This window comes from Kribbella sp. NBC_00662, assembly GCF_041430295.1.
Lineage (GTDB): Bacteria > Actinomycetota > Actinomycetes > Propionibacteriales > Kribbellaceae > Kribbella.
This window is the reverse complement of record NZ_CP109029.1, coordinates 3696981-3717736: the sequence shown is the minus strand read 5'-3', so window position 1 is coordinate 3717736 and position 20756 is coordinate 3696981. Positions and strand designations below refer to the sequence as shown.

Annotated in this window: 20 protein-coding genes; 6 read left to right on the top strand and 14 right to left on the bottom strand. The window is 68.9% G+C overall.

Features of this window, described 5'->3' with window-relative positions:
* The first annotated feature begins 2 nt into the window (after positions 1 to 2).
* From OHA10_RS18720 to OHA10_RS18710, 3 genes are read left to right on the top strand one after another with little or no spacing between them, the layout of a single operon-like run.
* Positions 3 to 899 carry an ATP-binding cassette domain-containing protein gene (locus tag OHA10_RS18720; RefSeq protein ID WP_371407508.1) on the top strand — a complete coding sequence of 299 codons (897 nt, stop codon included), beginning with the start codon at positions 3 to 5 and terminating at the stop codon, positions 897 to 899.
* The gene (locus OHA10_RS18715) at positions 896 to 2482 is read left to right on the top strand and encodes an ABC transporter permease (RefSeq protein WP_371407507.1); all 1587 of its coding nucleotides are present in this window, start codon (positions 896 to 898) and stop codon (positions 2480 to 2482) included. Before OHA10_RS18720 ends, OHA10_RS18715 begins: the two co-directional genes overlap by 4 nt.
* Before the next feature lie 39 nt (positions 2483 to 2521).
* On the top strand, positions 2522 to 3295 hold the full coding sequence (locus OHA10_RS18710) for a DUF899 family protein (protein ID WP_371407506.1): 774 nt from the start codon (positions 2522 to 2524) through the stop codon (positions 3293 to 3295).
* Here the strand turns inward: OHA10_RS18710 and OHA10_RS18705 are convergent.
* Together OHA10_RS18705 and OHA10_RS18700 are read right to left on the bottom strand one after the other, a co-directional pair.
* Positions 3267 to 4019, bottom strand: coding sequence for a DUF1206 domain-containing protein (locus OHA10_RS18705; protein WP_371407505.1), 753 nt, complete (start codon positions 4017 to 4019; stop codon positions 3267 to 3269). The two genes, OHA10_RS18710 and OHA10_RS18705, sit on opposite strands and share 29 nt — an antisense overlap.
* 47 nt (positions 4020 to 4066) lie before the next feature.
* Positions 4067 to 5062, bottom strand: a complete 996-nt coding sequence (locus OHA10_RS18700; protein WP_371407504.1) for a stage II sporulation protein M — start codon at positions 5060 to 5062, stop codon at positions 4067 to 4069.
* Between the two features lie 72 nt (positions 5063 to 5134).
* Between OHA10_RS18700 and OHA10_RS18695 the strand changes: the two genes are divergently transcribed.
* Positions 5135 to 6097: an RDD family protein gene (locus OHA10_RS18695; RefSeq protein WP_371407503.1), complete on the top strand. Its 963-nt coding sequence runs from the start codon at positions 5135 to 5137 to the stop codon at positions 6095 to 6097.
* Positions 6098 to 6148: 51 nt separating this feature from the next.
* Here the strand turns inward: OHA10_RS18695 and ahcY are convergent, their stop codons facing one another.
* Positions 6149 to 7585, bottom strand: coding sequence for an adenosylhomocysteinase (gene ahcY / locus OHA10_RS18690; protein WP_371407502.1), 1437 nt, complete (start codon positions 7583 to 7585; stop codon positions 6149 to 6151).
* Between the two features lie 109 nt (positions 7586 to 7694).
* Between ahcY and OHA10_RS18685 the strand changes: the two genes are divergently transcribed.
* Positions 7695 to 8054: a MerR family transcriptional regulator gene (locus OHA10_RS18685; protein ID WP_371407501.1), complete on the top strand. Its 360-nt coding sequence runs from the start codon at positions 7695 to 7697 to the stop codon at positions 8052 to 8054.
* A gap of 13 nt (positions 8055 to 8067) precedes the next feature.
* On the opposite strand, the gene OHA10_RS18680 is transcribed toward OHA10_RS18685, so the two are convergent.
* The 8 genes from OHA10_RS18680 to OHA10_RS18645 all read right to left on the bottom strand — a co-directional run bounded on the left by OHA10_RS18680 (position 8068) and on the right by OHA10_RS18645 (position 15478).
* Positions 8068 to 9027, bottom strand: a complete 960-nt coding sequence (locus OHA10_RS18680; protein WP_371407500.1) for a cation diffusion facilitator family transporter — start codon at positions 9025 to 9027, stop codon at positions 8068 to 8070.
* 34 nt (positions 9028 to 9061) lie between these two features.
* Positions 9062 to 10225 carry a mannose-6-phosphate isomerase, class I gene (gene manA, locus OHA10_RS18675; protein ID WP_371407499.1) on the bottom strand — a complete coding sequence of 388 codons (1164 nt, stop codon included), beginning with the start codon at positions 10223 to 10225 and terminating at the stop codon, positions 9062 to 9064.
* Positions 10219 to 11295 carry an SIS domain-containing protein gene (locus OHA10_RS18670; protein WP_371407498.1) on the bottom strand — a complete coding sequence of 359 codons (1077 nt, stop codon included), beginning with the start codon at positions 11293 to 11295 and terminating at the stop codon, positions 10219 to 10221. The genes manA and OHA10_RS18670 overlap by 7 nt, the downstream gene beginning before the upstream one ends.
* Before the next feature lie 10 nt (positions 11296 to 11305).
* Positions 11306 to 11509: a Trm112 family protein gene (locus OHA10_RS18665; RefSeq protein WP_130444460.1), complete on the bottom strand. Its 204-nt coding sequence runs from the start codon at positions 11507 to 11509 to the stop codon at positions 11306 to 11308.
* Entirely contained in the window at positions 11510 to 12895 is a 1386-nt protein-coding gene (locus tag OHA10_RS18660) for a phosphomannomutase/phosphoglucomutase (protein ID WP_371407496.1), read from the bottom strand. It abuts the gene before it with no gap.
* Between the two features lie 37 nt (positions 12896 to 12932).
* Positions 12933 to 13676, bottom strand: a complete 744-nt coding sequence (locus OHA10_RS18655; RefSeq protein ID WP_371407495.1) for a ThuA domain-containing protein — start codon at positions 13674 to 13676, stop codon at positions 12933 to 12935.
* Entirely contained in the window at positions 13669 to 14757 is a 1089-nt protein-coding gene (locus OHA10_RS18650) for a Gfo/Idh/MocA family protein (protein ID WP_371407494.1), read from the bottom strand. The genes OHA10_RS18655 and OHA10_RS18650 overlap by 8 nt, the downstream gene beginning before the upstream one ends.
* Before the next feature lie 274 nt (positions 14758 to 15031).
* On the bottom strand, positions 15032 to 15478 hold the full coding sequence (locus OHA10_RS18645; protein WP_371407493.1) for a metallopeptidase family protein: 447 nt from the start codon (positions 15476 to 15478) through the stop codon (positions 15032 to 15034).
* 31 nt (positions 15479 to 15509) lie between these two features.
* On the opposite strand from OHA10_RS18645, the gene OHA10_RS18640 reads away from it, so the two are divergent.
* Positions 15510 to 15893, top strand: a complete 384-nt coding sequence (locus OHA10_RS18640; protein ID WP_137252970.1) for a DUF3499 domain-containing protein — start codon at positions 15510 to 15512, stop codon at positions 15891 to 15893.
* A 1-nt stretch (position 15894) separates the two neighbouring features.
* Here OHA10_RS18640 and OHA10_RS18635 read toward each other — a convergent pair whose 3' ends face one another.
* The 3 genes from OHA10_RS18635 to OHA10_RS18625 form a co-directional block, all read right to left on the bottom strand.
* Positions 15895 to 17379 carry a DUF5719 family protein gene (locus OHA10_RS18635; RefSeq protein ID WP_371407492.1) on the bottom strand — a complete coding sequence of 495 codons (1485 nt, stop codon included), beginning with the start codon at positions 17377 to 17379 and terminating at the stop codon, positions 15895 to 15897.
* The gene (locus OHA10_RS18630; RefSeq protein WP_371407491.1) at positions 17376 to 20291 is read right to left on the bottom strand and encodes a glycosyltransferase; all 2916 of its coding nucleotides are present in this window, start codon (positions 20289 to 20291) and stop codon (positions 17376 to 17378) included. Before OHA10_RS18630 ends, OHA10_RS18635 begins: the two co-directional genes overlap by 4 nt.
* Before the next feature lie 169 nt (positions 20292 to 20460).
* Positions 20461 to 20712: a WhiB family transcriptional regulator gene (locus OHA10_RS18625; RefSeq protein WP_020389877.1), complete on the bottom strand. Its 252-nt coding sequence runs from the start codon at positions 20710 to 20712 to the stop codon at positions 20461 to 20463.
* Positions 20713 to 20756: the final 44 nt, after the last annotated feature.

Sequence of the window (20756 nt, the reverse complement as noted above, 5' to 3'; positions counted from 1 at the left end):
TCATGCCGGCTGCGATCAGCACGGAAGGTCTGGTCAAGTCGTTCGGGCGGACCTTTGCCCTGGACGGTCTCGACCTCACGGTGCGAACCGGTGAGGTGCACGGGTTCCTCGGCCCGAACGGCGCGGGGAAGACCACCACCATTCGCATCCTGTTGGGGATGACCCGCGCGGACGAGGGGACCGCGCGGGTCCTCGACGGCGATCCCTGGTCGGACGCGACCGACCTGCATCGCCGCCTGGCCTATGTCCCCGGTGACGTCACGCTCTGGCCGAACCTGTCCGGCGGCGAGGCGATCGACCTGCTCGGGCGCATGCGCGGCGGCATCGACAAGAAGCGCAAGGCCGAGCTGCTCGAGCGGTTCGATCTCGACCCGCGCAAGAAGGCCCGCGCGTACTCGAAGGGCAACCGCCAGAAGGTCGCGCTGGTCGCCGCGTTCGCGTCCGATGTCGAGCTCCTGCTGCTCGACGAGCCGACGAGTGGCCTGGACCCGTTGATGGAGGAGGTCTTCCGCGAGGTCGTGCAGGAGATCAGCGACCGCGACGGCCGGACCGTGCTGCTGTCCAGCCATATCCTGTCCGAGGTCGAGGCGCTGTGCGATCGCGTCACGATCATCCGGGGCGGCCGCGCGGTCGAGAGCGGCACGCTGTCCGAGCTGCGGCACCTGACGCGTACGTCGATCCAGGCCGAGCTGGTCGGACCGATGGACGGTCTCGCCCAGCTGTCCGGCGTACACGATCTCAAGGAGACCGACGGTCGCGTCCAGTTCGACGTCGACACCGACGAGATCAACCCGGTGCTCCGACGCCTGACGGAGATCGGCGTACGGAGTCTGGTGAGCCAGCCGCCGTCGTTGGAGGAACTGTTCCTGCGGCTGTACGAACCCGAGGCCGTCAAATGAAAAGCCTCGCGGGCACCGGCGGACTGATCCGGCTGATCCTCCGCCGCGACCGGATCGTCCTGCCGCTGTGGATCGTGCTGCTGGTGGCGATCTCGGTCAGCTACGTCAAGGAGTACGGCGATCTGTTCCCGACGCCGGACTCCCGCATCAAGTACGCGAGCAACGCCGGCTTCATCACCCTGTACGGCGAACTGTCCGGCCCCAGCCTGGGCGAGTTCGTCACCTGGCGACTCGGGTTCGTGCCGGTGATGGTCGGGCTGATCAGCCTGCTCACGGTGATCCGGCACACCCGGGTCGAGGAGGAGACCGGCCGCCGTGAGTTGCTCGGGGCAACCGTCATCGGCCGCCACGCCCAGCTCGCGGCGGCGCTGATCACAGTCTTCGGCGCCAACCTGACACTGGCCGTTCTCCTTGCCCTGGGCATGCACAGCCAAGACCTCCCGATGGCAGGATCCATTGCCATCGGCATGGTTTACGCCGGCACCGGCTGGTTCTTCGCGGCAGTAGGCGCAGTCGCCGCGCAGTTGACCGCAAGCGCCGGCACCGCGCGCGGGATCGCGATCGGCATCCTCGGCGCGTCCTACGTACTACGTGCCGCCGGCGACACCAGCGCCCACACGGACGGACCGCTCGCCTGGTTGTCGTACCTCTCGCCGATCGGCTGGGCCCAGCAGATCCACCCGTACGCCGAGAACCGCTGGTGGCTCGCGGCCGTGTTGCTGGTAGCAACCATCGGCTTGGTCGTCACCGCCGTCGTTCTCGCCACCAAACGAGACATCGGCGCCGGACTGCTGCCCGACAAGCTCGGCCCGGCGGAGGGGACCCTCGGCTCGCCGTTCGCGCTGGCCTGGCGGTTGCACCGCGGTCTGCTGCTCGCGTGGACGATCGGATTCGCCTTGCTGGGTTTGCTGTTCGGCGGTGTCGCCAAAGGCGTCGGCGACATGATGAAGGACGATTCGACCATCCAGGAGATGTTCCAGCGGATGGGCGGCTCGGCAGGCTTGATCGACTCGTTCCTGGCCGGCGTGATGACACTGGTCGGCTTGATCGCCTCGGCGTACGCCGTACAGGCAACGTTGCGGATGCGCGTCGAGGAGAGCAGCGGGCGGGCCGAGCCGGTGCTGGCGACCGCGACGAGCCGCTGGCAGTGGGCCGCGAGCCATCTCGTCTTCAGTCTGCTCGGGCCTGCGGTTGCGTTGCTGGCGGCGGGTGTTGCCGAAGGGCTTGCGTACGGCATCGCGGTCGGCGATGTGGGCGGACAGGTCCCGCGGCTGATCGGTGCGGCGCTCGCGCAACTCCCGGCTGTGTGGGTGCTGGCCGCGATCGCCATCGCGATCTTCGGGTTCTTCCCGCGGGCCTCGATGGTCTCGTGGGCCGGACCAACTGTCTGCATCCTGATCGGCCTGGTGAGCGCGGGCGTCGCGACGGCGGACTGGATCCGCGACATCTCGCCGTTCAGCCATCTCCCGTCACTGCCGGGTGGAACGGTGTCGGCAGGCCCCCTGATCGCGCTGCTCGCGATCGCCGTGGTGGTCGGCTTCGCAGGCCTGGTGGGACTGCGCAGACGCGATCTTCCTGCCTGACCGTGTCGAGAACGGGGTACCGGCTCCGACGTGGCCAGTATGAGAAAGCACGAACGAGCTGTACCGGACAGCAGTGCCCTCCCACCGGTGGTCGATCGCGCAACGTTCGACGCGGATCTGGATCACCTGCGAGCCAGGGAGAAAGCCCACACCCGCGAGGGTGACGAGATCACGGCACAGCGCAAGAGATTGCCGATGGTCGAGGTCGACGCGAGCATCCCGGTGACCGGGCCTGACGGTCCGGTCACCCTGCTCGAAGCCTTCGAAGGCCGCAAGCAACTTCTCGCCTACTACTACATGTGGCACACCGGACACCCGGCGGAAGAACAGTGTCAAGGCTGCACCTGGTGCACAGGACAAGTGCAGGAGATCTCCTACCTGCACTCACGCGACATCACCTTCGCCGTCTTCGCCCAGGGCCCGTACGCCGAGAGCCGCGCGTACCGCGACTTCATGGGCTGGACGATGCCCTGGTACTCCGGTGTCGGATCGCTCGACCGCTTGCTCGTCGGGCGGAACATCGGCCAGATGTACCTGATCTCGTACGTACGCCAGGGCGACCGCGTCTTCGAGACGTACTGGACGACCATGCGCGGCGTCGAGGTGATGGACAACAACTACGCGCTGATGGACCTGACGGTGTACGGACGGCAGGAGCCGTTCGAGGATTCGCCCGACGGCTGGCCCAAGCAGTGGGCGACCGAGGATCCGGTGCTGCCGAAGACCATCGACGGCCGGCCGATCTCGCAGTGGTCGCGGATCGAGGCCGGCCGCTCCGACGCCCTCACTTCTTCGCGTTCCGCGCCCAACTGAAGCAGTACAGACCGAACGCGGCGACGCCGAGCGCCAGCACGGTGAGCAGGATCGAACCGAACGGCTGGTCCTTGATCGTACGCAGCGCGGTGTCGAGGCCGCCGGCCTTCTTCGGGTCGTAGCTGATCGCGGCCCAGGCGAACAGTACGCCGACCACCCCGAACGCGATGCCCTTCGCGATGTACCCGATCCGGCCGAGCAGGATCGTCACCTCGGCGACGCCGCCGACCAGGTCCTCGGTGAACTTCTTCGTGATCCCCTTGTGGATCTGACGTGCACCGATGGCGATGATCGCGACACCGATCACCACGATCAGGACGCGGCCCCCTCCGTGCTGCATCACCCGTCCGGACAACGACTGCTGCTGACTGGTGCTGGAGCCGCCGCCGGAGCCGATGGCGATCTTCACCGCACTGATGCCGACCACGAGGTAGACGACCGCACGGCCGATCGCGGAGACCTTGTGCTCCAGGTCCAGGTGTCCGTACATGAGCTGCAGACCGCGCCAGGGCACCAGCGCGAACAATCCGATCGCGACGACCCACAGCAAAACCCCGCCCAGCGGTTTGCTCGCCAACTCCTCGAGCGCGCCCTTCTGCGACGCTTCCTGCGACGATTGCCCCCAGGCCAGTTGCAGGGCGATCCACGCGATCAGCAGGTAGACGACTCCGTACGCCATCAGGCCGACGGTGATCGCCACGCCGTACGCACGGTTGTGCCTCACTTCTTGGTCCATCCTCACCCCGATCCGGTGCCCACACCGGAAACCGATCAGGCGGAGACAGGTGCGCTGGCTTCGCGATCCGCTTCGTCGATGTCGCCGTACTCACCGAGACGATACGCACGGCGACCGAGAGTCCAGACATAGATGAAGAACGCCAGCTCGGCGAGGATGCCGATCGTCACGCGGACCGGTGCCGGCAGGAACGGTGTCACGAACCCCTCGATCAGACCGGTCACGAGGAGTACTGCGGCCAGACCGATCGCCATACCGACCGTGGCGCGCCCGGTCTGGGCGATGGCCTGCATACGGGTGCGGGGGCCAGGCACGATCCACGACCAGCCGAGGCGTAGTCCTGCCGCGGTCGCGACGAATACCGCGGTCAGTTCGAGCAGACCGTGCGGCGTGATCAGGCTGAAGAACAGGCCGCCGCGGTCGTGGCCGATCATCAGGCCGGCGCTCAGACCGAGGTTGACTGCGTTGTCCCAGAGGATGAAGACGGACGGGACCAGAAGGATGCCCAGTGCGAGTACGGCGGCACTGATGGTCGCGTTGTTGATCCAGACACGGAGCGCGAAGTCCTGCGCCGGGTTGTCCGAGTAGTACGACTCGAAGTCGTGCTCGACCAGTTGCTTGATCTGGTCCGGCGTACCGACGGAGTCGATCACCTCGGGGTGGGCCAGGACCCGCCAGGCGGTCCAGGCCGCGACCAGGTAGAACAGCAGGCCGATGGTGAGCCACCAGCGTCTGGACGCGTAGAGCGCGGCCGGGAAGCTGACCAGGAAGTACTTCGAGATGTCGCGCCAGACGGGAGCCTGCGCACCGGTCACCGCACCGCGGGCGTCGGCGATCAGACCGGACAGGCGCCCGATCGACACCGGATCGGCGCCGGCGGCTCGGAGCGCGGCCAGGTGCGTGCCGACGCGCTGGTAGAGGACTACGAGCTCTTCGGCCTCCGCACCGGACAGCCGGCGCTGGCGGCGGGTCAGGTAGGCCAGGCGGTCCCACTGCGGCTGATGCACCGATACGAACGCTTCGACGTCCACAGCTACCCCTTCCTCCACCCGACTGCTGGCAGACTAGCCGGACGCAGTGTCTAGTCAGGAGGGGGCGACGACGTGTCTCAGCTGGTCACCGGCGAAGCGGTCGTCCTCCAGGTGCGGATCGCGCGGATGCCGACGCGGGCGCTGGCGTGTGCGATCGACGTGGCGCTGCAGGGCGTCGTACTGGTGGTGCTCATCTCTTTGCTGGCCGGATTCCTGCTCGGGAGCGAGTCCAGTGAGGCGCTGGCGGTCGCGCTGATCTTCATCGTCGTACTGCTCGTGGCGGTCGGCTACCGGGTCGTGATGGAGACGCTGACCCGTGGGCGGACCATCGGCAAGATGGTGCTCGGGCTGAAGGTGGTGCGCGACGACGGCAGCTCGATCCGGTTCCGGCACGCGCTGGTGCGGACTCTGATGTGGTTCTTCGTCGATTTCGCGCCGTGGTTCGCGGCGTGTCCGGGGATCGTGGCGAGCCTGATGAACAAGCAGGGCAAGCGGATCGGTGACATGGTCGCCGGTACGGTCGTCATCCGCGAGCGCCACCAGCCGATGGCGTCGCCGCCGCTGTTCGTCCCCGGCCACCTGGTGCAGTGGGCCCAGTCGCTGGAGCTCTCGCGCCTGTCCGACGACCTGGCCAACGCGGCCCGCGACTACCTCGCCCGCTACACCGAGCTCCTCCCCGGTCCGCAGATCGCCCTCGGCGAAGCCCTCGCCGCCAAGATGGCCGCCGTCACGGCCCCCGCACCGCCGGCCCCGATCATCGCGCCGGCGTACCTCTCCGCCATCCTCGCCGAACGCCGCCGCCGGGAACTCATCCGCCTCTCCACCCACCGGCCCACCCCCACCGGCCCCTTCGCCAACCCGTCCTACGCAATCCCCGCCGGGCCTTTCACCCCGCCGAGCCCCTACGGCCCCCAGGCCCCCATTCCCGCACCAGCCCCGTTCATCCCACCCCCACCGCCTCCGGGCCCCCGCCCAGCCACCGTGAACGCCCAAGGCTGGGCAACCCCCGGCAGCAACGAATCCCAGTGGTCCTGACAACAGCGAAACGCCCCGCAGGAATCTGCGGGGCGTTTGCTGTGGGGGGAATCAGTAGCGGTAGTGCTCCGACTTGTACGGGCCTTCGACCGGTACGCCGAGGTACGCCGCCTGCTCCTTGGAGAGCTCGGTCAGCTTCACGCCCAGCGCGTCCAGGTGGAGGCGGGCGACCATCTCGTCCAGGTGCTTCGGGAGGACGTAGACGTCGGTCGGGTACTCCGCGGTCTTCACGAAGAGCTCGATCTGGGCCAGGACCTGGTTGGTGAACGAGTTCGACATCACGAACGACGGGTGGCCGGTCGCGTTGCCCAGGTTCAGCAGGCGTCCCTCCGACAGGATGATGATCGTGTGGCCGTCAGGGAACCGGAACTCGTCGACCTGCGGCTTGATGTTGATCCGCTCGACACCCGGGGTCTTGTACAGACCGGCCATGTCGATCTCGTTGTCGAAGTGGCCGATGTTACCGACGATCGCCTGGTGCTTCATCGCCGCCATGTGGTCGGCGGTGATGACGTCCTTGTTGCCGGTGGTGGTGACGAAGATGTCACCGATGCCGACGACGTCGTCCATCGTGCTCACCTGGTAGCCGTCCATCGCGGCCTGCAGCGCGCAGATCGGGTCGATCTCGGTCACGATCACCCGGGCGCCCTGGCCGCGCAGCGACTCCGAGCAGCCCTTGCCGACATCGCCGTACCCGCAGACGACCGCGACCTTGCCGCCGATCAGTACGTCGGTGGCGCGGTTGATGCCGTCGATCAGCGAGTGCCGGCAGCCGTACTTGTTGTCGAACTTCGACTTGGTCACCGAGTCGTTCACGTTGATCGCCGGGAACAGCAGCGCGCCGGCCTTGTGCATCTCGTACAGCCGGTGCACGCCGGTGGTGGTCTCCTCGGTGACACCCTTGATGCCCTGACCGATCGTGGTCCACTTCGACGGCGACTCGGCCAGCGTGCGGGTCAGCAGCTTCAGGACGACGCCGTACTCCTCGGAGTCGGCGGTCGACGGGTCCGGTACGGCGCCGGCCTTCTCGAACTCGGTGCCCTTGTGGACGAGCATCGTGGCGTCGCCGCCGTCGTCGAGAATCATGTTCGGGCCGTCAGCACCCGGCCAGGTCAGCGCCTGCTCGGTGCACCACCAGTACTCCTCCAGCGTCTCGCCCTTCCAGGCGAACACCGGGACACCGGCGGGGGCGTCGGCCGAACCGTCCGGGCCCACGACGACCGCGGCCGCGGCGTGGTCCTGGGTGGAGAAGATGTTGCAGGAGACCCAACGCACCTCGGCGCCGAGCGCGGTCAGCGTCTCGATCAGCACCGCGGTCTGGATCGTCATGTGCAACGAGCCCATGATCCGGGCCCCGGACAGCGGCTTGCTGTCGCCGTACTGCTTACGCATCGCCATCAAGCCGGGCATCTCGTGCTCGGCCAGCCGGATCTCCTTGCGTCCGAACTCGGCCAGGCCGAGGTCCGCCACCTTGTAGTCGAAGGTCATGCCGCTCCCCTGAAGACTGTGATTGGTACTCGCACGAGCCTAGAGGCGCGAGCCACGCGGTTTGATCGCTCCAGGCGCGATTTTGACACCGAAATGTCAAGATTGAGGTATGCGCATCACCGAGGCCGCTCGCCAGCTGGGTACCACTCCACGCATGCTGCGCTACCGGGAGGCGCTCGGGTTGCTCCCACGGTCCCGGTCCGTGCACACGGCCCAGCGCCAGTACGACGACCGCGACCTGGCCGCCGTACAGCTCGCGCTGGACCTCGAACGCCGGTACGACGTGACGCCGGCCGCGCTGGCGTTCGCCCTCCGCGCCCTCGCCGAGCCGTCCGTGGCCGCCGACATCCGCAACCTCGGCTACCGCACCGGCCGCCTCACCGCACCCCCGACGCAGGCCCAGATCGACCGCGACCGAGCCCTCCGATGGCTGGGCCGCAGTGGAGTGCTGCCGCCCAAACCGCGCTGAGGGAAGGAGCCCGTTAGTGCGAGGGAGCCTCGGGTACGGCGGGGCGGGCGTCGGGGACGTGGTTCTCGTCGAAGACGTCGGGCTCGAGGTAGATGTGCTGGCTCATCGGCTCGGCCGCGCGGATGGCGCGTTCGGCCGCGTCGATGGTCTCGGCGACGACGGCCGCATCGGTGGTCGGCTCGACACCGACCTTGGCGGCGACGAGCACCTCCTCCGGACCGAGGTGCAGAGTCTTGATGTGGATCAGGCGCTGGACACCGGGCGTGTTCTCGATCGCGGCCACGATGCGGTCCTGGGACTCACGGGTCGCGGACTCGCCGAGCAGCAGCGACTTCATCTCGATCGCGAGGAAGATCGCCACACAGACCAGCAGCGCGCCGATCGCCATCGAGCCCAGACCGTCGAACACACCGTTGCCGGTGGCAAGGGTCAGGACGACGCCGATCAGCGCCAGCACCAGACCGGTGAGCGCGGCGAAGTCCTCCAGCAGGATGACCGGCAGCTCCGGCGCCCGCGCGTTCCGGACGAAGCGGACCCACGGGACGTGCCCGCGCAGCTTGTTCGCCTCGACGATCGCGGTCCGGAACGAGAAGCTCTCCATCCCGATCGCCAGCACCAGCACCGCGACCGGAACCCACTTCCAGCTGTCGATCCCGTGCGGGTCGTGCACCTTGTGGTAGCCCTCGTACAGCGCGAACAGACCGCCGACGCTGAACAGCACGATCGACACGATGAACGAGTAGACGTACCGCTCCCGGCCGAACCCGAACTGGTGCAACTCGTCCGCGGCCCGCTTGGCCCGCTGGCTGCCGACCAGCAACAGCACCTGGTTGCCCGCGTCGGCGAGCGAATGGATCGCCTCGGCCAGCATCGACGCCGACTGGGTCAGTGCCCAGGCGGCGAACTTGGTGACCGCGATCCCGGTGTTCGCCAGCAAAGCCGCGACAACGGCCTTGTTTCCGCCACCAGCCATGGTGTTCAGGTCCTCCCAGGAAAACTGCAGTGAATCAGCGCGCGGACACGACGAACGCCGTGCCGGAACCACGCAAGATACAGGGTCCTTCGGGTCCCGCGGCGAAAGCGGACTGACCCGCGGACAGTGTCACCGGGGTCACAACGGATTCTTTGCCCGCAGCATCGATCGTGCCCGCGACACAGCAGACGATCCGGGGCCCGACCCCGTCGACGGTCCGCTCACCCCCATCGAGATCCACCCGGTGGATCGCGAAGTACTCACACCCTGTCTCGTAGACACCATCGGGAGTCGCCGTCAGCACCGGATCGGTCAGCGGCTCGAAGTCGACCACCGAGACCAGCTCGGGTACGTCGACGTGCTTGCTCGTCAGCCCGCCACGCAGCACGTTGTCGGAGTTCGCCATCACCTCGAACCCGAGGCCGTGCAGGTACGCATGCACGTTGCCCGCCGGCAGGTACACCGCGTCGAACCGCTCCAGGCGGACCCGGTTCAGCAGCAGGGCCGCGAGTACGCCGGGGTCGTCCGGGAAGTCCGCGCACAACTTCGACAGCGTCTCCCGCTCCAGCTCGAACGCGTCCCCGGTGTACTGCGCAACCGCCTCGCCGAGCGCACCGACCAGCGGACGGATCGCGTCCCGGTCGGCGCTCATGAAGTCGGTGAACGCCTCGCGAAGCTTCCCGTCCCGCAGCCGGTCGGTCAGCTCGCCGAACCCGGTCGGCGCCAGCGCCTCGAGCAGCGCGATCGTCCGGTCCAGCGGACGGAAGCCGACCAACGCGTCGAACGGACCGAGCGCGATCAGGATCTCCGGCTTCGGCCAGGCGTCCTTGTAGTTCCGGTCCGCGGCGTCGTGAGGAATCCCGGCCGCCTCGTCCCGCTGGTACCGGTCGATCGCCTGGTCCCGGGACGGATGCGCCTGGATCGACAACGGCTGCCCCGCCGCCAACAGCTTCGCCAGGAACGGGAACCGGCCCTCGAACCGCTCGGCCGTCTCCTCCCCGAGCACCGCGGCCGGGTCGTCCGACACGACGTCGTACAGCGTGTCGCCGTTCGGCAGCACCGACGGGGCCGACTCGTGCGCGCCCATCCACATCTCGGCCTGGGGCTTGCCGTCCGGCGCCACCCCGAGCAGCTCGGGGAGCGCGGTCTCCGAGCCCCACGCGTAGTCGCGGATCGTGTTCTGCAGTGGGACTACCACGCTGGGTCCTCCGAGGGGATCCCTGGCTCGACCGGGTCGGTGTCGGTCGCCCTGCCGTAGCGGCCGAGGCCGATCCCGAGGTACGCCGCGGCGTAGCGACCGTGCTGCGTCAGAGCGGCGTACCGCGCGATGTCCGTGCCGCTGGCCTGCCGGACCGTGAACACACGGACGTCGTGGGCTTCGGCCTTCCGCTCGAGCTTGCGGTGGTGCTCGGCGACGCCCTCGTCCTCCACGCCGTCGTCCAGGATGACCAGCGCGGGCCGCAGCTCCGCAGGCTTGTCGAACGGGTCCGCGAACAGGTCTCGCGGCGGCTGGTTGAGCACCGGCAGCAGGTGCCCGGTGTCGGCAGCCAGAGCGGGCCGGCCGCTCGCCAGCCGGAGCGCCTCGACCACACGGCGAGCTGCGCGCGCTGCGAGGACCGAACCACCCCACACCAACGGCAGCGCGTCGGCGAGGATCAGCGCAAGGTCCTTGGCCGGGTTGGACGCTACGTCGTTGTTCGGCGAGCACTCGATCGCGACGTCGTCCAGCATCGACGCGACGGACTTGTGGTCCACCTCCGGACCGAGGTCCAGCTGGTGAAGCGCCTGCAGTACGGCGACCGCAGAGGCGAGCTGGTCGTCGGACTGGGACGGGAGCCGGATCGCGTGCCGCAGTCCGGCCGAGGCGATCGCCACCGGCGAGTCCTCCGGCGCGGCCACGAGCAGCCCGCAACCACGCCGTACCGCTTCGGCTGCTGCCGAGACCGCGTCGGCGTCCTCATTGGCTCCGCCGAGCACGACGACCATGTCGAGCGGACCGGCCCAGCCGGGCAGTCCTGGACCTGGCCAGGCGAGGAACGGGACCGGGCAGACCGGCTCCAGCACGGCGCGGACCAGGCGGGCGTCACGGCCCGCGGCCACTACTGCGCGCGGGCGGAAGCCGTCCGACGTCAGATTGGACAGCACGTCCTCGGACGCTTCCAGCTCGGCCCGGACGCGAGCTCCGGCCATGGCCAGGCGGCGGAGCAGGTGGTCTGCCGCCTGGAGGGTGGCCGGGTCGTCCAGCCGGGTGTCGTCGAAGACGCTCATCAGCCCTCCGTCAGCTCTCTGTCGCGGCCGTTTCCCTGGTGTCCCGGGCTTCGTCGATCAGCAGCACCGGGATGTCGTCACGCACCGGGTAGGCCAGCGCGCACGACGCGTTCGTGCAGACGAGCTCGTTCGCCTCGTCGTCCACGCGGAACTCCGACCGGCACTTCGGGCAGACCAGGATGCTCAGCAGGTCCGGGTCCAGATTGACTGCCATTCAGTTCTCCTCCACCGATGCGCCGGTGATCAGGGCCAGTACTTCGTCACGGACACGCTCCATCTCGGACCGGTCCGCGGCCTCGACGTTCAGCCGCAGCAACGGTTCCGTGTTCGACGCACGGACGTTGAACCACCACTGTCCCGCCGACACCGTCAACCCGTCCAGATGGTCGACGGTCACGCCGTCGAGCCCAGAATACGTATCTTCGATCGCCGCGACCGTCGCCGCCGCGTCGGCGACCTTGTTGTTGATCTCGCCGGACGCGACGTACCGCTCGTACTCGGCGAACAGCTCGCTGGCCGGCTTGTCCTGCTCACCCAGCGCGGCCAGCACGTGCAACGCGGCCAGCATGCCGGTGTCGGCCCGCCAGAAGTCGCGGAAGTAGTAGTGCGCGGAGTGCTCGCCGCCGAACACCGCGTCGGTCTCGGCCATCTTCTGCTTGATGTTCGAGTGCCCGACCCGGGTCCGGACCGGGACGCCGCCGTGCTCGGCGATCAGCTCCGGGACCGCCTTGGAGGTGATCAGGTTGTGCAGGATCGTCGAGCCGGGGTGCTTGGCCAGCTCCCGGACGGCGACCGCGCCGGTGATCGCGCTCGGCGAGATCGGGTCGCCCTTCTCGTCGACCACGAAACACCGGTCGGCGTCGCCGTCGAACGCGAGCCCGAGGTCGGCGCCGGTCTCGCGGACCTTGGCTTGCAGGTCGACCAGGTTCTTCGGGTCGAGCGGATTGGCCTCGTGGTTCGGGAAGTTGCCGTCGAGCTCGAAGTACATCGGGACGATCGTCACCGGGCCGGCGGCGAACACGGCCGGGACGGTGTGGCCGCCCATACCGTTGCCGGCGTCGACGACCACGGTGAGCGGCCGGATCCCGCTCAGGTCGACCAGGTCGTGCAGGTGGTCGGCGTAGGCCGTGAGCAGGTCCCTGCGGGTGACATGTCCCGCCGCGGCGCTGGTCGACGGGCCTTCGGTCAGGGCCTTCGCGACCAGGTCGGCGATGTCGCGCAGACCCGAGTCGGCGCCGACCGGCGCGGCGCCCGGGCGGCACATCTTGATGCCGTTGTACTTCGCCGGGTTGTGGCTCGCGGTGAACATCGCGCCGGGCAGGTCGAGCCGGCCGGAGGCGAAGTACAACTGGTCGGTGGAGGCCAGGCCGATGTCGATCACATCCGCGCCGGTGCTGGTCACCCCCTCGGCGAATGCCGCTGCCAGGCCGGGGCTGGACGGTCGCATGTCGTACCCGATCACGACCGCCCCCGGACCCGCGAGGACGTCCAGGACCTCGACGAACGCGGCGCCGGTCGCCCGGGCCACGGATTCGTCCAACTGGTCCGGGACGACCCCACGCACGTCGTACGCCTTGAAGATCGCCGCAACGTCAACCATGCGTGGACCCTATCCGGCCCACGCACGATCCTGTATTTCAGGCCTTCTCGAACCAGCCGATGTCCTTGCGGTGGTGCACCGTCGGCAGCTGGCGCGGGACGACCGGCGCGGCCCACTTGGCGGCGTTCGCGAGGATCTGCTGGACCTCGGGCTGGTGGTACGTCGGGTACTCCTGGTCACCGGGGCGGAAGTAGAAGACCCGGCCCTGGCCGCGGCGGTAGCAGCAGCCGGAGCGGAACACCTCGCCGCCGGTGAACGAGCTGACGAAGACCAGCTCGTCCGGCTGCGGGATGTCGAACAGCTCGCCGTACATCTCCTCGCGCTCGATCACTAGCGGGTGCGGGATGCCCTGTGCGATCGGGTGGCCGGCAGCGACCGTCCAGATCAGCTCGCGGTCGTTCTCGGCGCGCCAGTCCAGCGAGCACGTCGTCCCCATCAGCTTGATGAAGATCTTGCTGAAATGCGCGGAGTGCAGCGCGATCAGGCCCATGCCGGACAGCACGTGCTGCTGGACCCGCTCGACGATCGCGTCGTCGACGTCGCCGTGAGCGGCGTGCCCCCACCAGGTGAGTACGTCGGTGTCCGCGAGCACCTCCTCGGTCAGGCCGTGCTCCGGGTCCTGCAGCGTCGCGGTGCGTACGACGACGTCCTCGCCCAGCTTGGCGCGCAGCGCGGCCGCGATCGTCCCGTGCATCGTGTCGGGGTACACCTTGCGGACGGACTCGTCCCGGCCTTCGTGGACGTTCTCGCCCCAGACGGTGACGCGAATGGGTTCAGTCATGCAGCACAACCTCTCGTCCCGCCTTCGCCGAGGCGTAGCAGGCGTCGATGACCTCGGTCCGCAGCAGCGCCTCGGACCCGTTCTGACCGTCCCAGTCGCCGCTCTTGACGATCCGGACGAACTCCCGCACCACCGCCCGGTGGCCGAGCCCGGCCCCGGTCGCGGGCTTCACCTCGGCCGGCACGCCGGCCACGTCGGTGAAGATCCGCAGCGTGTCGACGGTGGTGTAGTTCTGCACCTCGATCTTCGCGCCGCCCTCGGTGCCGAACAGCTCGATCCCGAAGTTGTCGCCCGGCGCCCGGAACGTCGCCCAACTGGTCTCCAGCTGCAGCGCGCCGCCGCCCTTCAGCCGCAGGTACGCCGTCGCCAGGTCCTCCACCTCGAACTTGGAGCCGAGCGTGTCGACCGTCGGCCGGTCCGGCGAACTGGCACTGCCCTTGCCGCGCGGACCGAGCTCGGCGAACGTGTCCGCCGAGACCGTGGTGACCTGCGGCTCACCGAGCAGGTGCAGCGCCAGGTCGAGGATGTGTACGCCGAGGTCGATCAGCGGACCGCCACCGGACAGCTCACGGTTGGTGAACCAGCCGCCCATGCCCGGGATGCCGTTGCGGCGCATCCAGTGCGCCTTCGCGTAGTAGATCCGGCCGAGCTGGCCCTCGTCGATCTGGTGCTTCAGCGCCGCGACGTCACCGCGCTCGCGGTGGTTGAAGACGACCTTCAGCACCCGGCCGGCCTTCTTCGAGGCCTCGACCATCGCCGTACCCTCGGCCACCGTCCGGGCCAGCGGCTTCTCGGACAGCACGTGCAGGCCCTTTTCGAGCGCCTTCAGCGCGATCGGGGCGTGCAGCTGCGTCGGCGTACCGATGCTGACCGCTTCCAGGCCCTCGGTCTCGAGCAGGTCCTCCCACTTCTCGTAGAGATGCGGCACGCCGTGCTTCTCGCCCAGGCTGGTCAGGATGTCCTTCTCGAGGCCCGCCAGCGCGACCACCTCGACATCGGGCAGCTCGGAGAACGCCTCGAGCGCCGTCCGCCCGGCGAAGCCCAGCCCGACAACTCCGACCCGCAGTCTTTGATCGTTCACACCTACGATCCTCTCCCGATGACAACGACGGACACAAACCCCTTCCCACAGTACGGAACACGTTCGAACACCGCACCGGCCCCCGGACAGCCCCACCGACCTCCGCCCACCCGCCCACCCGCCCACCCGCCCACAGCAAGGGTTATCCCCTCGGTTTGCCGGTTCTCGCCTGCTGTGAAGGGGGGAGAAGGGGCAACGCCAGGGGATAACCCCTGCTGTGGTGGGCGGGCGAGGAGATGCGGGGGCAGGCCCGGCTCGGCTTGGGAGCGGGGTGTCAGTCGTCGTCGGCGTCGAAGTCGGGGTCGATCTGTTCTGGGGAGAGGGCCAGGACGTCGGCCAGTTCGAGGACGAGGGCGCTGCGGACCAGCCAGGACAGGCCGGAGCCGGAGCGTTCGGCGCGGAGTTCGATCGGGCGGCGGAAGACGACGATCCGGTACGGCTCGTGGGACGTGCCGCCGGTGGCGTGGGTGAGCGGGATCTCGGTGGCGTCGAGCTCGAGGTTCGGCACGTCCTCGATCGCGAACTCGACCCGCGCGACCACCTGCGGCAGCCGCTTCTCCAGCCGGGTCACCTCGATCGCGACCACCTCGTCGAACTGGGCCGAGCCCGAGCGCTGCAACGGCAGACCCCGCGGCGCGAACTTGCTCGGCCGGCTGATCGGGCCGAGCATTCCGCGGCCGTGGCGGTCGATGTGCCTGCGATGACGGCGAGCCTCGGTCACACGCTCAGCCTAGTGGGCGTAATGTCTGGTCGTGAGCATCGCCAGGATCTGTTCGCGCGCCGGATGCCAGAAGCCTGCCGTATCGACGCTCACCTACGTCTACGCCGACTCGACCTGCGTCATCGGCCCACTGGCGACGTACGCCGAGCCGCACTGCTACGACCTGTGCGCGGACCACGCCGACCGGCTGACCGCTCCGAACGGCTGGGAAGTCATCCGGCTCGCTCCGGACCCGGCAGCGGCCGGTCCGTCCTCCGACGACCTGGAAGCCCTGGCGAACGCGGTCCGCGAAGCAGCGCGCCCGCTGCCGCGTCGTGAACCGGGTGCGGGTACGCCGGGAGCACCTGTCGAGGTCGCCCGCCGCGGCCACCTGCGGATGCTGCAGGACCCCGGCGCGAACACCTCCGAAGGCTGACCTACCGCAGCGCGGCGCTCACGTCCGGCTGCGCTCCCAGCTGAGCCCGGAACACCAGCGACGTCGTCAACGGCCACGCAGCCACCTGCGCCACGTCGTCCTTCTTCGGCTTCGCCGGCGGCATCAGCGTGACACCGGCGACAACGGTCCCCCGCGTCTGCTGCACCATCAGGTACGTCGGTCGCACCTGCGCCGGGAGCGAGACCTGCGACGTCGCGCCGCCGATCACGTCGAGCGCCCGCGTGATCAGCGCCCGGCCGGCCGCATCGCGCAACTCGAACTTCACGCTCCCGGTCTTCCCGGGCGCGGTCACCTGCAGCACCGCCGGCTGCTTGTGCGCCGGCAGGACCAGGTACGCCGGACCGGTCAGCGCATCCGCCGACCCGATCGACGCGAACTCGGTCCGGGCCGCGTCGGTCATCCGCATCGACGCGGTCACCGGCTGATCCGACGTCACGGTGATCGCACTCGGGTCACCGTGCAGCACCGGGTCGAGCATGATCGTCTTCACCGAGCCGGCCGCGACCTGCACGGTCTCCAGACCAGCCGGTTTGAAGGATCCGTTCGGTCCGTTGATGCTGAGGCTGGCGGTCGCCTGCAGGTCCGTCGGGTTCGCGATCGACAGGATCCGCAGTCCGCCACCCGGCGCGACCGCGGGCACGAAGACCTTGGTCGCGGGCGCGGCCGACGTGTTCAGCCAGTCCACTCCGGCAGGCACGTTGTCCCCGGTCGAGGCGTTGGAGCGTACGGCGGCCGACACGCGACCACCGGTCGACTCCACGTGCATGGCGATGTCCCGCAGGTTCGGAGCTACTTGCTTGAGGAACAGCTCGGCCGTGCCGCGGGCAGGTACGACGATGCCGCGCGCGGCGGGCAGGTCCTGCTGACCGGTCCGCGCGTACACGGTGACGTTCACCTCGGCGTTGATGCTGTCCAGGTTCGCCAGGACCAGTACGTCGCGTCGATCACTCGCACCGGAAGCACCGACGAACCAGAAGTCCGATCCGGGCTGCTGGCACGGCACGCTCGCCATACCGGCGTTCACACCGTCCTCAGCGGTCGTCGTGCTCGTGCCGACCGCGCCGGCTGCGAGTGGGCCGGCGCCCTGGATCGACAGCGGCTCCGGCTTGACCGCCACAGCGCTCGAACCGATGAAGCCGCGCCTCAGGATCGAGCCGACCGGGTCGGACGTGGCGGGGAGCGGGGCGATCGTCAGCGGCTGCGCACTGCCTGCCGCGGTCGGCGTACCTTCGGGCAGCGTCGGCGACACACCGTTCACCACGCTGGCCATCTTGCCGCCTGCTGCGAGCACCGGGCACGACAGCGCCGCACGGTTCACCACTGTGCGGGCCGGTTCGGTCACGGCGGCCGCCGTGCTGGTGTCGGGCGTCTTGGGATGCGTGACCACACCGATCCCGGCCAGCACCGCCATCGCAGCGATGACGGCCCCGAGCCGGAGACGCGGGTCGGACAGCAACCGGCTCACCGCGGGTCCCTCCTCGCGTGGGTGCCGTGCGGTACGGCGACCGTCCGGCGAACTGTCGGCAGGCAGAACACCAATGCGATGATCCAGCCGATCAGGCCGAGGATGCGCCAGACCGTGTGCGTCTGGTCGTTCAACGGCGTCTTGCCCTCGATCTTCGACCGGTCCACCAGCCATGACGCGTCGCCGTCGTTCGCACTGGCTCTGGTCAGGCCGGGCAACGAGTCGAGTGTGGACGCCAGCGTCGGGTCCACCGGACCGGGCAGGTAGACGTAATCGATCGCGAGAGCGGCCAATTGCCGGCCTTCCTCACCGCTACCGCCACCACCGAGGGTCGCGAGCACATCGGTGATCGGCTTGGTCTGCGCAGCGGTCGGCGCCGCCTCCAGCGCACCCATCCGCGGTCCGCCGTCCTTGACCAGCGCGAAGCGCATCTTGCCGGCCGGTGCCTTCCGCACGACCAGGATCGACTGGTTCTCCGGCGGATCCTGCGAAGACACCAGGTACGCCGGGAGGTCCTGCGCAGGTCCGCTCCACAACGGACCATCGGTCCCACGCACCAGCCAGAAGCCGGCCGTCACAACTGTCGTCAGCAACACGATGCCGAGTACGCCCTGCAGGATGATCTCGGTGGACTTGCCGACCGAGTCCCAGGCGACCGTCACGGCGATGATCCAGCCGGCGGTCATCAGGAACATCAGCGGTCCGCTGCCACCACCCAGCCGGCTGGCAACCAGCGTCCCGGCCAGACCGGCCAGTGCGGCGAACCAACCGAGCAGCTCGTACCGCTGCCTCGACTCACGCAGCAGGCTGACCAACGCCACCAGAATCAGCGGTACGGCGAACCACCACGGTGCCGGCGCTCCGATCGGCGTACCGGTCAGCAGATGCTGCAGGCTGTTGCCCGGGCCGACCGCAGCGGTCGGCGGACCACCCGCCTCCTGCCCCAGCTTCGACGGGTGCTTGATCAGCTCGATCGTCCACGGCAGAACCAGCAGCAGACCCAGCACGACGGAGAACACCAACTGCCGGCCCTGCCGCCGCCAGCCGAGCCCGAACACCGCACCGAAGACGAGGATGACGGCGATCAGCAGACCAAGAGCCGGCGTGAACGCGAACAGCACGGCCAGACAGATGCCGGCGAACCACGCGGCCCGCCAGCTGCCCTGGACGTACACGCGCCGACGCCGAGCAACAGTGTGTACGGCGGCACCGAGCAGCGGCAGCACGATCGCCGCCACACACGTCCCGAGCCGCCCCTGCGAGATAGCGCCGTTCGTGAACACCGCCAGCCCGTACGCCGAGGCGCCCCAGGCTCGTGCGACGCGGTCGACGACGAACGAACGCAGCATCGCCCACGCAGCCAGACCGGCCAGCGGAACCGCGCCGAGCAGGAGCAGGTTCGTCGCACCGGACGGACCGAACATCACCGTCGAGAACGCCCACAGCTGAGCCAGCCAAGCAGGCGGAGTCACACCGGGCGGAGCGGAAGCTGCCGCGTGCCAGAGCGCTGCGATGTTCTCGTGGGCCGGGAGCAACAGGTTGGACCTGAGGAAACCGCCGCCGATCAGATCGCGGGCAGCGACCAGCGCACCGATCGCCAGCACCACCCACGCAACGAGGAACGGCCGACGGATCAGCTGGCGACGCCAGCGCGGCTGATCGACGGCCACGCGGGCCGTGGACTTCGCTCGACGGGCAGTGGTGACGACCTGCTCTTCCGGCTCGTCCGCCCAGGCTTCACGGATCCGCTCGGAGATCGTGCTGGTCGTTTCCTCCAGGTTGTGCCGCAGTGCGTGCACCGACCGGGAGAACAGGCCCTTGATGCTGTCGTACGGGACCTGGTCGAGATTTCGCCTGTTTTTGCGGGCTTGCGTCCAGCCACCGGCCAGCAGCGTGCCGAGCAACGCGGTCCACTCGTCGACAGCACCCGATGGCGTCTTGCCGATCAGGAACCAGATCGAGCGGAGCACAGTGCCGAACAGGAACCGCAGGATCAGCAGCGGCAGCAGCTTGCCCGGCGCGTTCGCGAGAACGGTGTAGTAGGCGTGCGCGCGGTCCAGCTGGTACGCGTGCCGCCTGGTGCCGGCCAGCGCACGCTCGCCGGTCGCAGCGGCCTGTGCGTGGTAGATGACCGCGTCGGGCGCGACGCCGACGTGGTACCCCGCCCGGCTGGCGCGCCAGCCGAAGTCGATGTCGTCGCGGAACATCGGCAGCCGCGGGTCGAACCCGTGCAGCGCCTCCCAGACGTCGCGACGGACGAGCATGCCGGCGGAGCTGACCGCGAGGACGTTGCGCGGCTGGTCGTGCTGGCCCTGGTCGAGCTCGCCGTTCTCGATACCGGTGTCGCGGCGGCCGCCGAGCGACGTGGTGACGCCGACCTCGAGCAGCTCGCGGTCCCGCGGCCACAGTCGCAGCTTCGGTCCCCAGACGCCGGTGGCCGGCGACATTGTGGCCTGAAGCAACAATTTCTCCAGGGCCTTCGGGGCCGGGGCGCAGTCGTCGTGCAACAGCCACAGCCACTCGACCACGGGCATGTGCCCGTCATCGCCGTACGGACCGACGGCGCTCGGGATCGGTGCGAAGCCGTGTGCCTCGAGGCCGCGGGCGACCGCCATACCGAAACCGGTGCGGGCCGAGACGCTGACGACGGGCTCGACGCCGGGCATCGCGGCGAGCAGCTCGGCGGTCTCGTCGGTGGATCCGGTGTCGACCGCGATCAGCCGGTCGGGCCGCGGATTGAGCGCCCACAAGGCCTCGGACAGTCGCGGCAGCCAGGCCGCGCCCTCGTGACCCACCACCACCGCGGTGACGACATGCCGGACCCGCGGGCGACCCATCGGGTCGTCGATGTGATCGGTCGGGAAGTCGACGGAGTCGAAGAATTCCCAGCCGGCCGGAGCTTCTTGTTCCATGCGGAGCTGTGACACCTCGATGCTTGCGGACGGTCACCGTGACCGCAGGTCCCGGCGAGGACTCACCATACAGCCGCCTACCGAGTGCCCGGAAAGCCGCGGGCCCCGGGCGACGTTCGCCCGGGGCCTCGCGGAAGTCCTGATGTTGTTGTGCTCTGGTTACCTACGGTCAGACGGCCTTCTTCTTCAGCTTGCGGCGCTCCCGCTCCGACAGGCCGCCCCAGATCCCGAAGCGCTCGTCGTTCTGCAGCGCGTACTCGAGGCATTCGCCCCGGACGTCGCAGCCGAGGCACACTTTCTTGGCCTCGCGGGTGGAACCGCCCTTCTCCGGGAAGAAAGCCTCTGGATCGGTCTGGGCGCACAGCGCCCTTTCCTGCCAGTTCGGCTCCTCCTCGATCGCCTCACCGTCGACAATCGCCATCAGCTCTGTCACGGTACGACCTCCTCGACCCTGTTCGTTCCCCT

Coding starts and splice junctions, on each gene's coding strand:
- OHA10_RS18720 (WP_371407508.1), top strand. CDS start 3: ATGCCGGCTGCGATCAGCACGGAAGGTCTGGTCAAGTCGTTCGGGCGG.
- OHA10_RS18715 (WP_371407507.1), top strand. CDS start 896: ATGAAAAGCCTCGCGGGCACCGGCGGACTGATCCGGCTGATCCTCCGC.
- OHA10_RS18710 (WP_371407506.1), top strand. CDS start 2,522: ATGAGAAAGCACGAACGAGCTGTACCGGACAGCAGTGCCCTCCCACCG.
- ahcY (WP_371407502.1), bottom strand. CDS start 7,585: ATGACCTTCGACTACAAGGTGGCGGACCTCGGCCTGGCCGAGTTCGGA.
- OHA10_RS18685 (WP_371407501.1), top strand. CDS start 7,695: ATGCGCATCACCGAGGCCGCTCGCCAGCTGGGTACCACTCCACGCATG.
- OHA10_RS18680 (WP_371407500.1), bottom strand. CDS start 9,027: ATGGCTGGTGGCGGAAACAAGGCCGTTGTCGCGGCTTTGCTGGCGAAC.
- OHA10_RS18670 (WP_371407498.1), bottom strand. CDS start 11,295: ATGAGCGTCTTCGACGACACCCGGCTGGACGACCCGGCCACCCTCCAG.
- OHA10_RS18665 (WP_130444460.1), bottom strand. CDS start 11,509: ATGGCAGTCAATCTGGACCCGGACCTGCTGAGCATCCTGGTCTGCCCG.
- OHA10_RS18660 (WP_371407496.1), bottom strand. CDS start 12,895: ATGGTTGACGTTGCGGCGATCTTCAAGGCGTACGACGTGCGTGGGGTC.
- OHA10_RS18655 (WP_371407495.1), bottom strand. CDS start 13,676: ATGACTGAACCCATTCGCGTCACCGTCTGGGGCGAGAACGTCCACGAA.
- OHA10_RS18630 (WP_371407491.1), bottom strand. CDS start 20,291: ATGGAACAAGAAGCTCCGGCCGGCTGGGAATTCTTCGACTCCGTCGAC.
- OHA10_RS18625 (WP_020389877.1), bottom strand. CDS start 20,712: ATGGCGATTGTCGACGGTGAGGCGATCGAGGAGGAGCCGAACTGGCAG.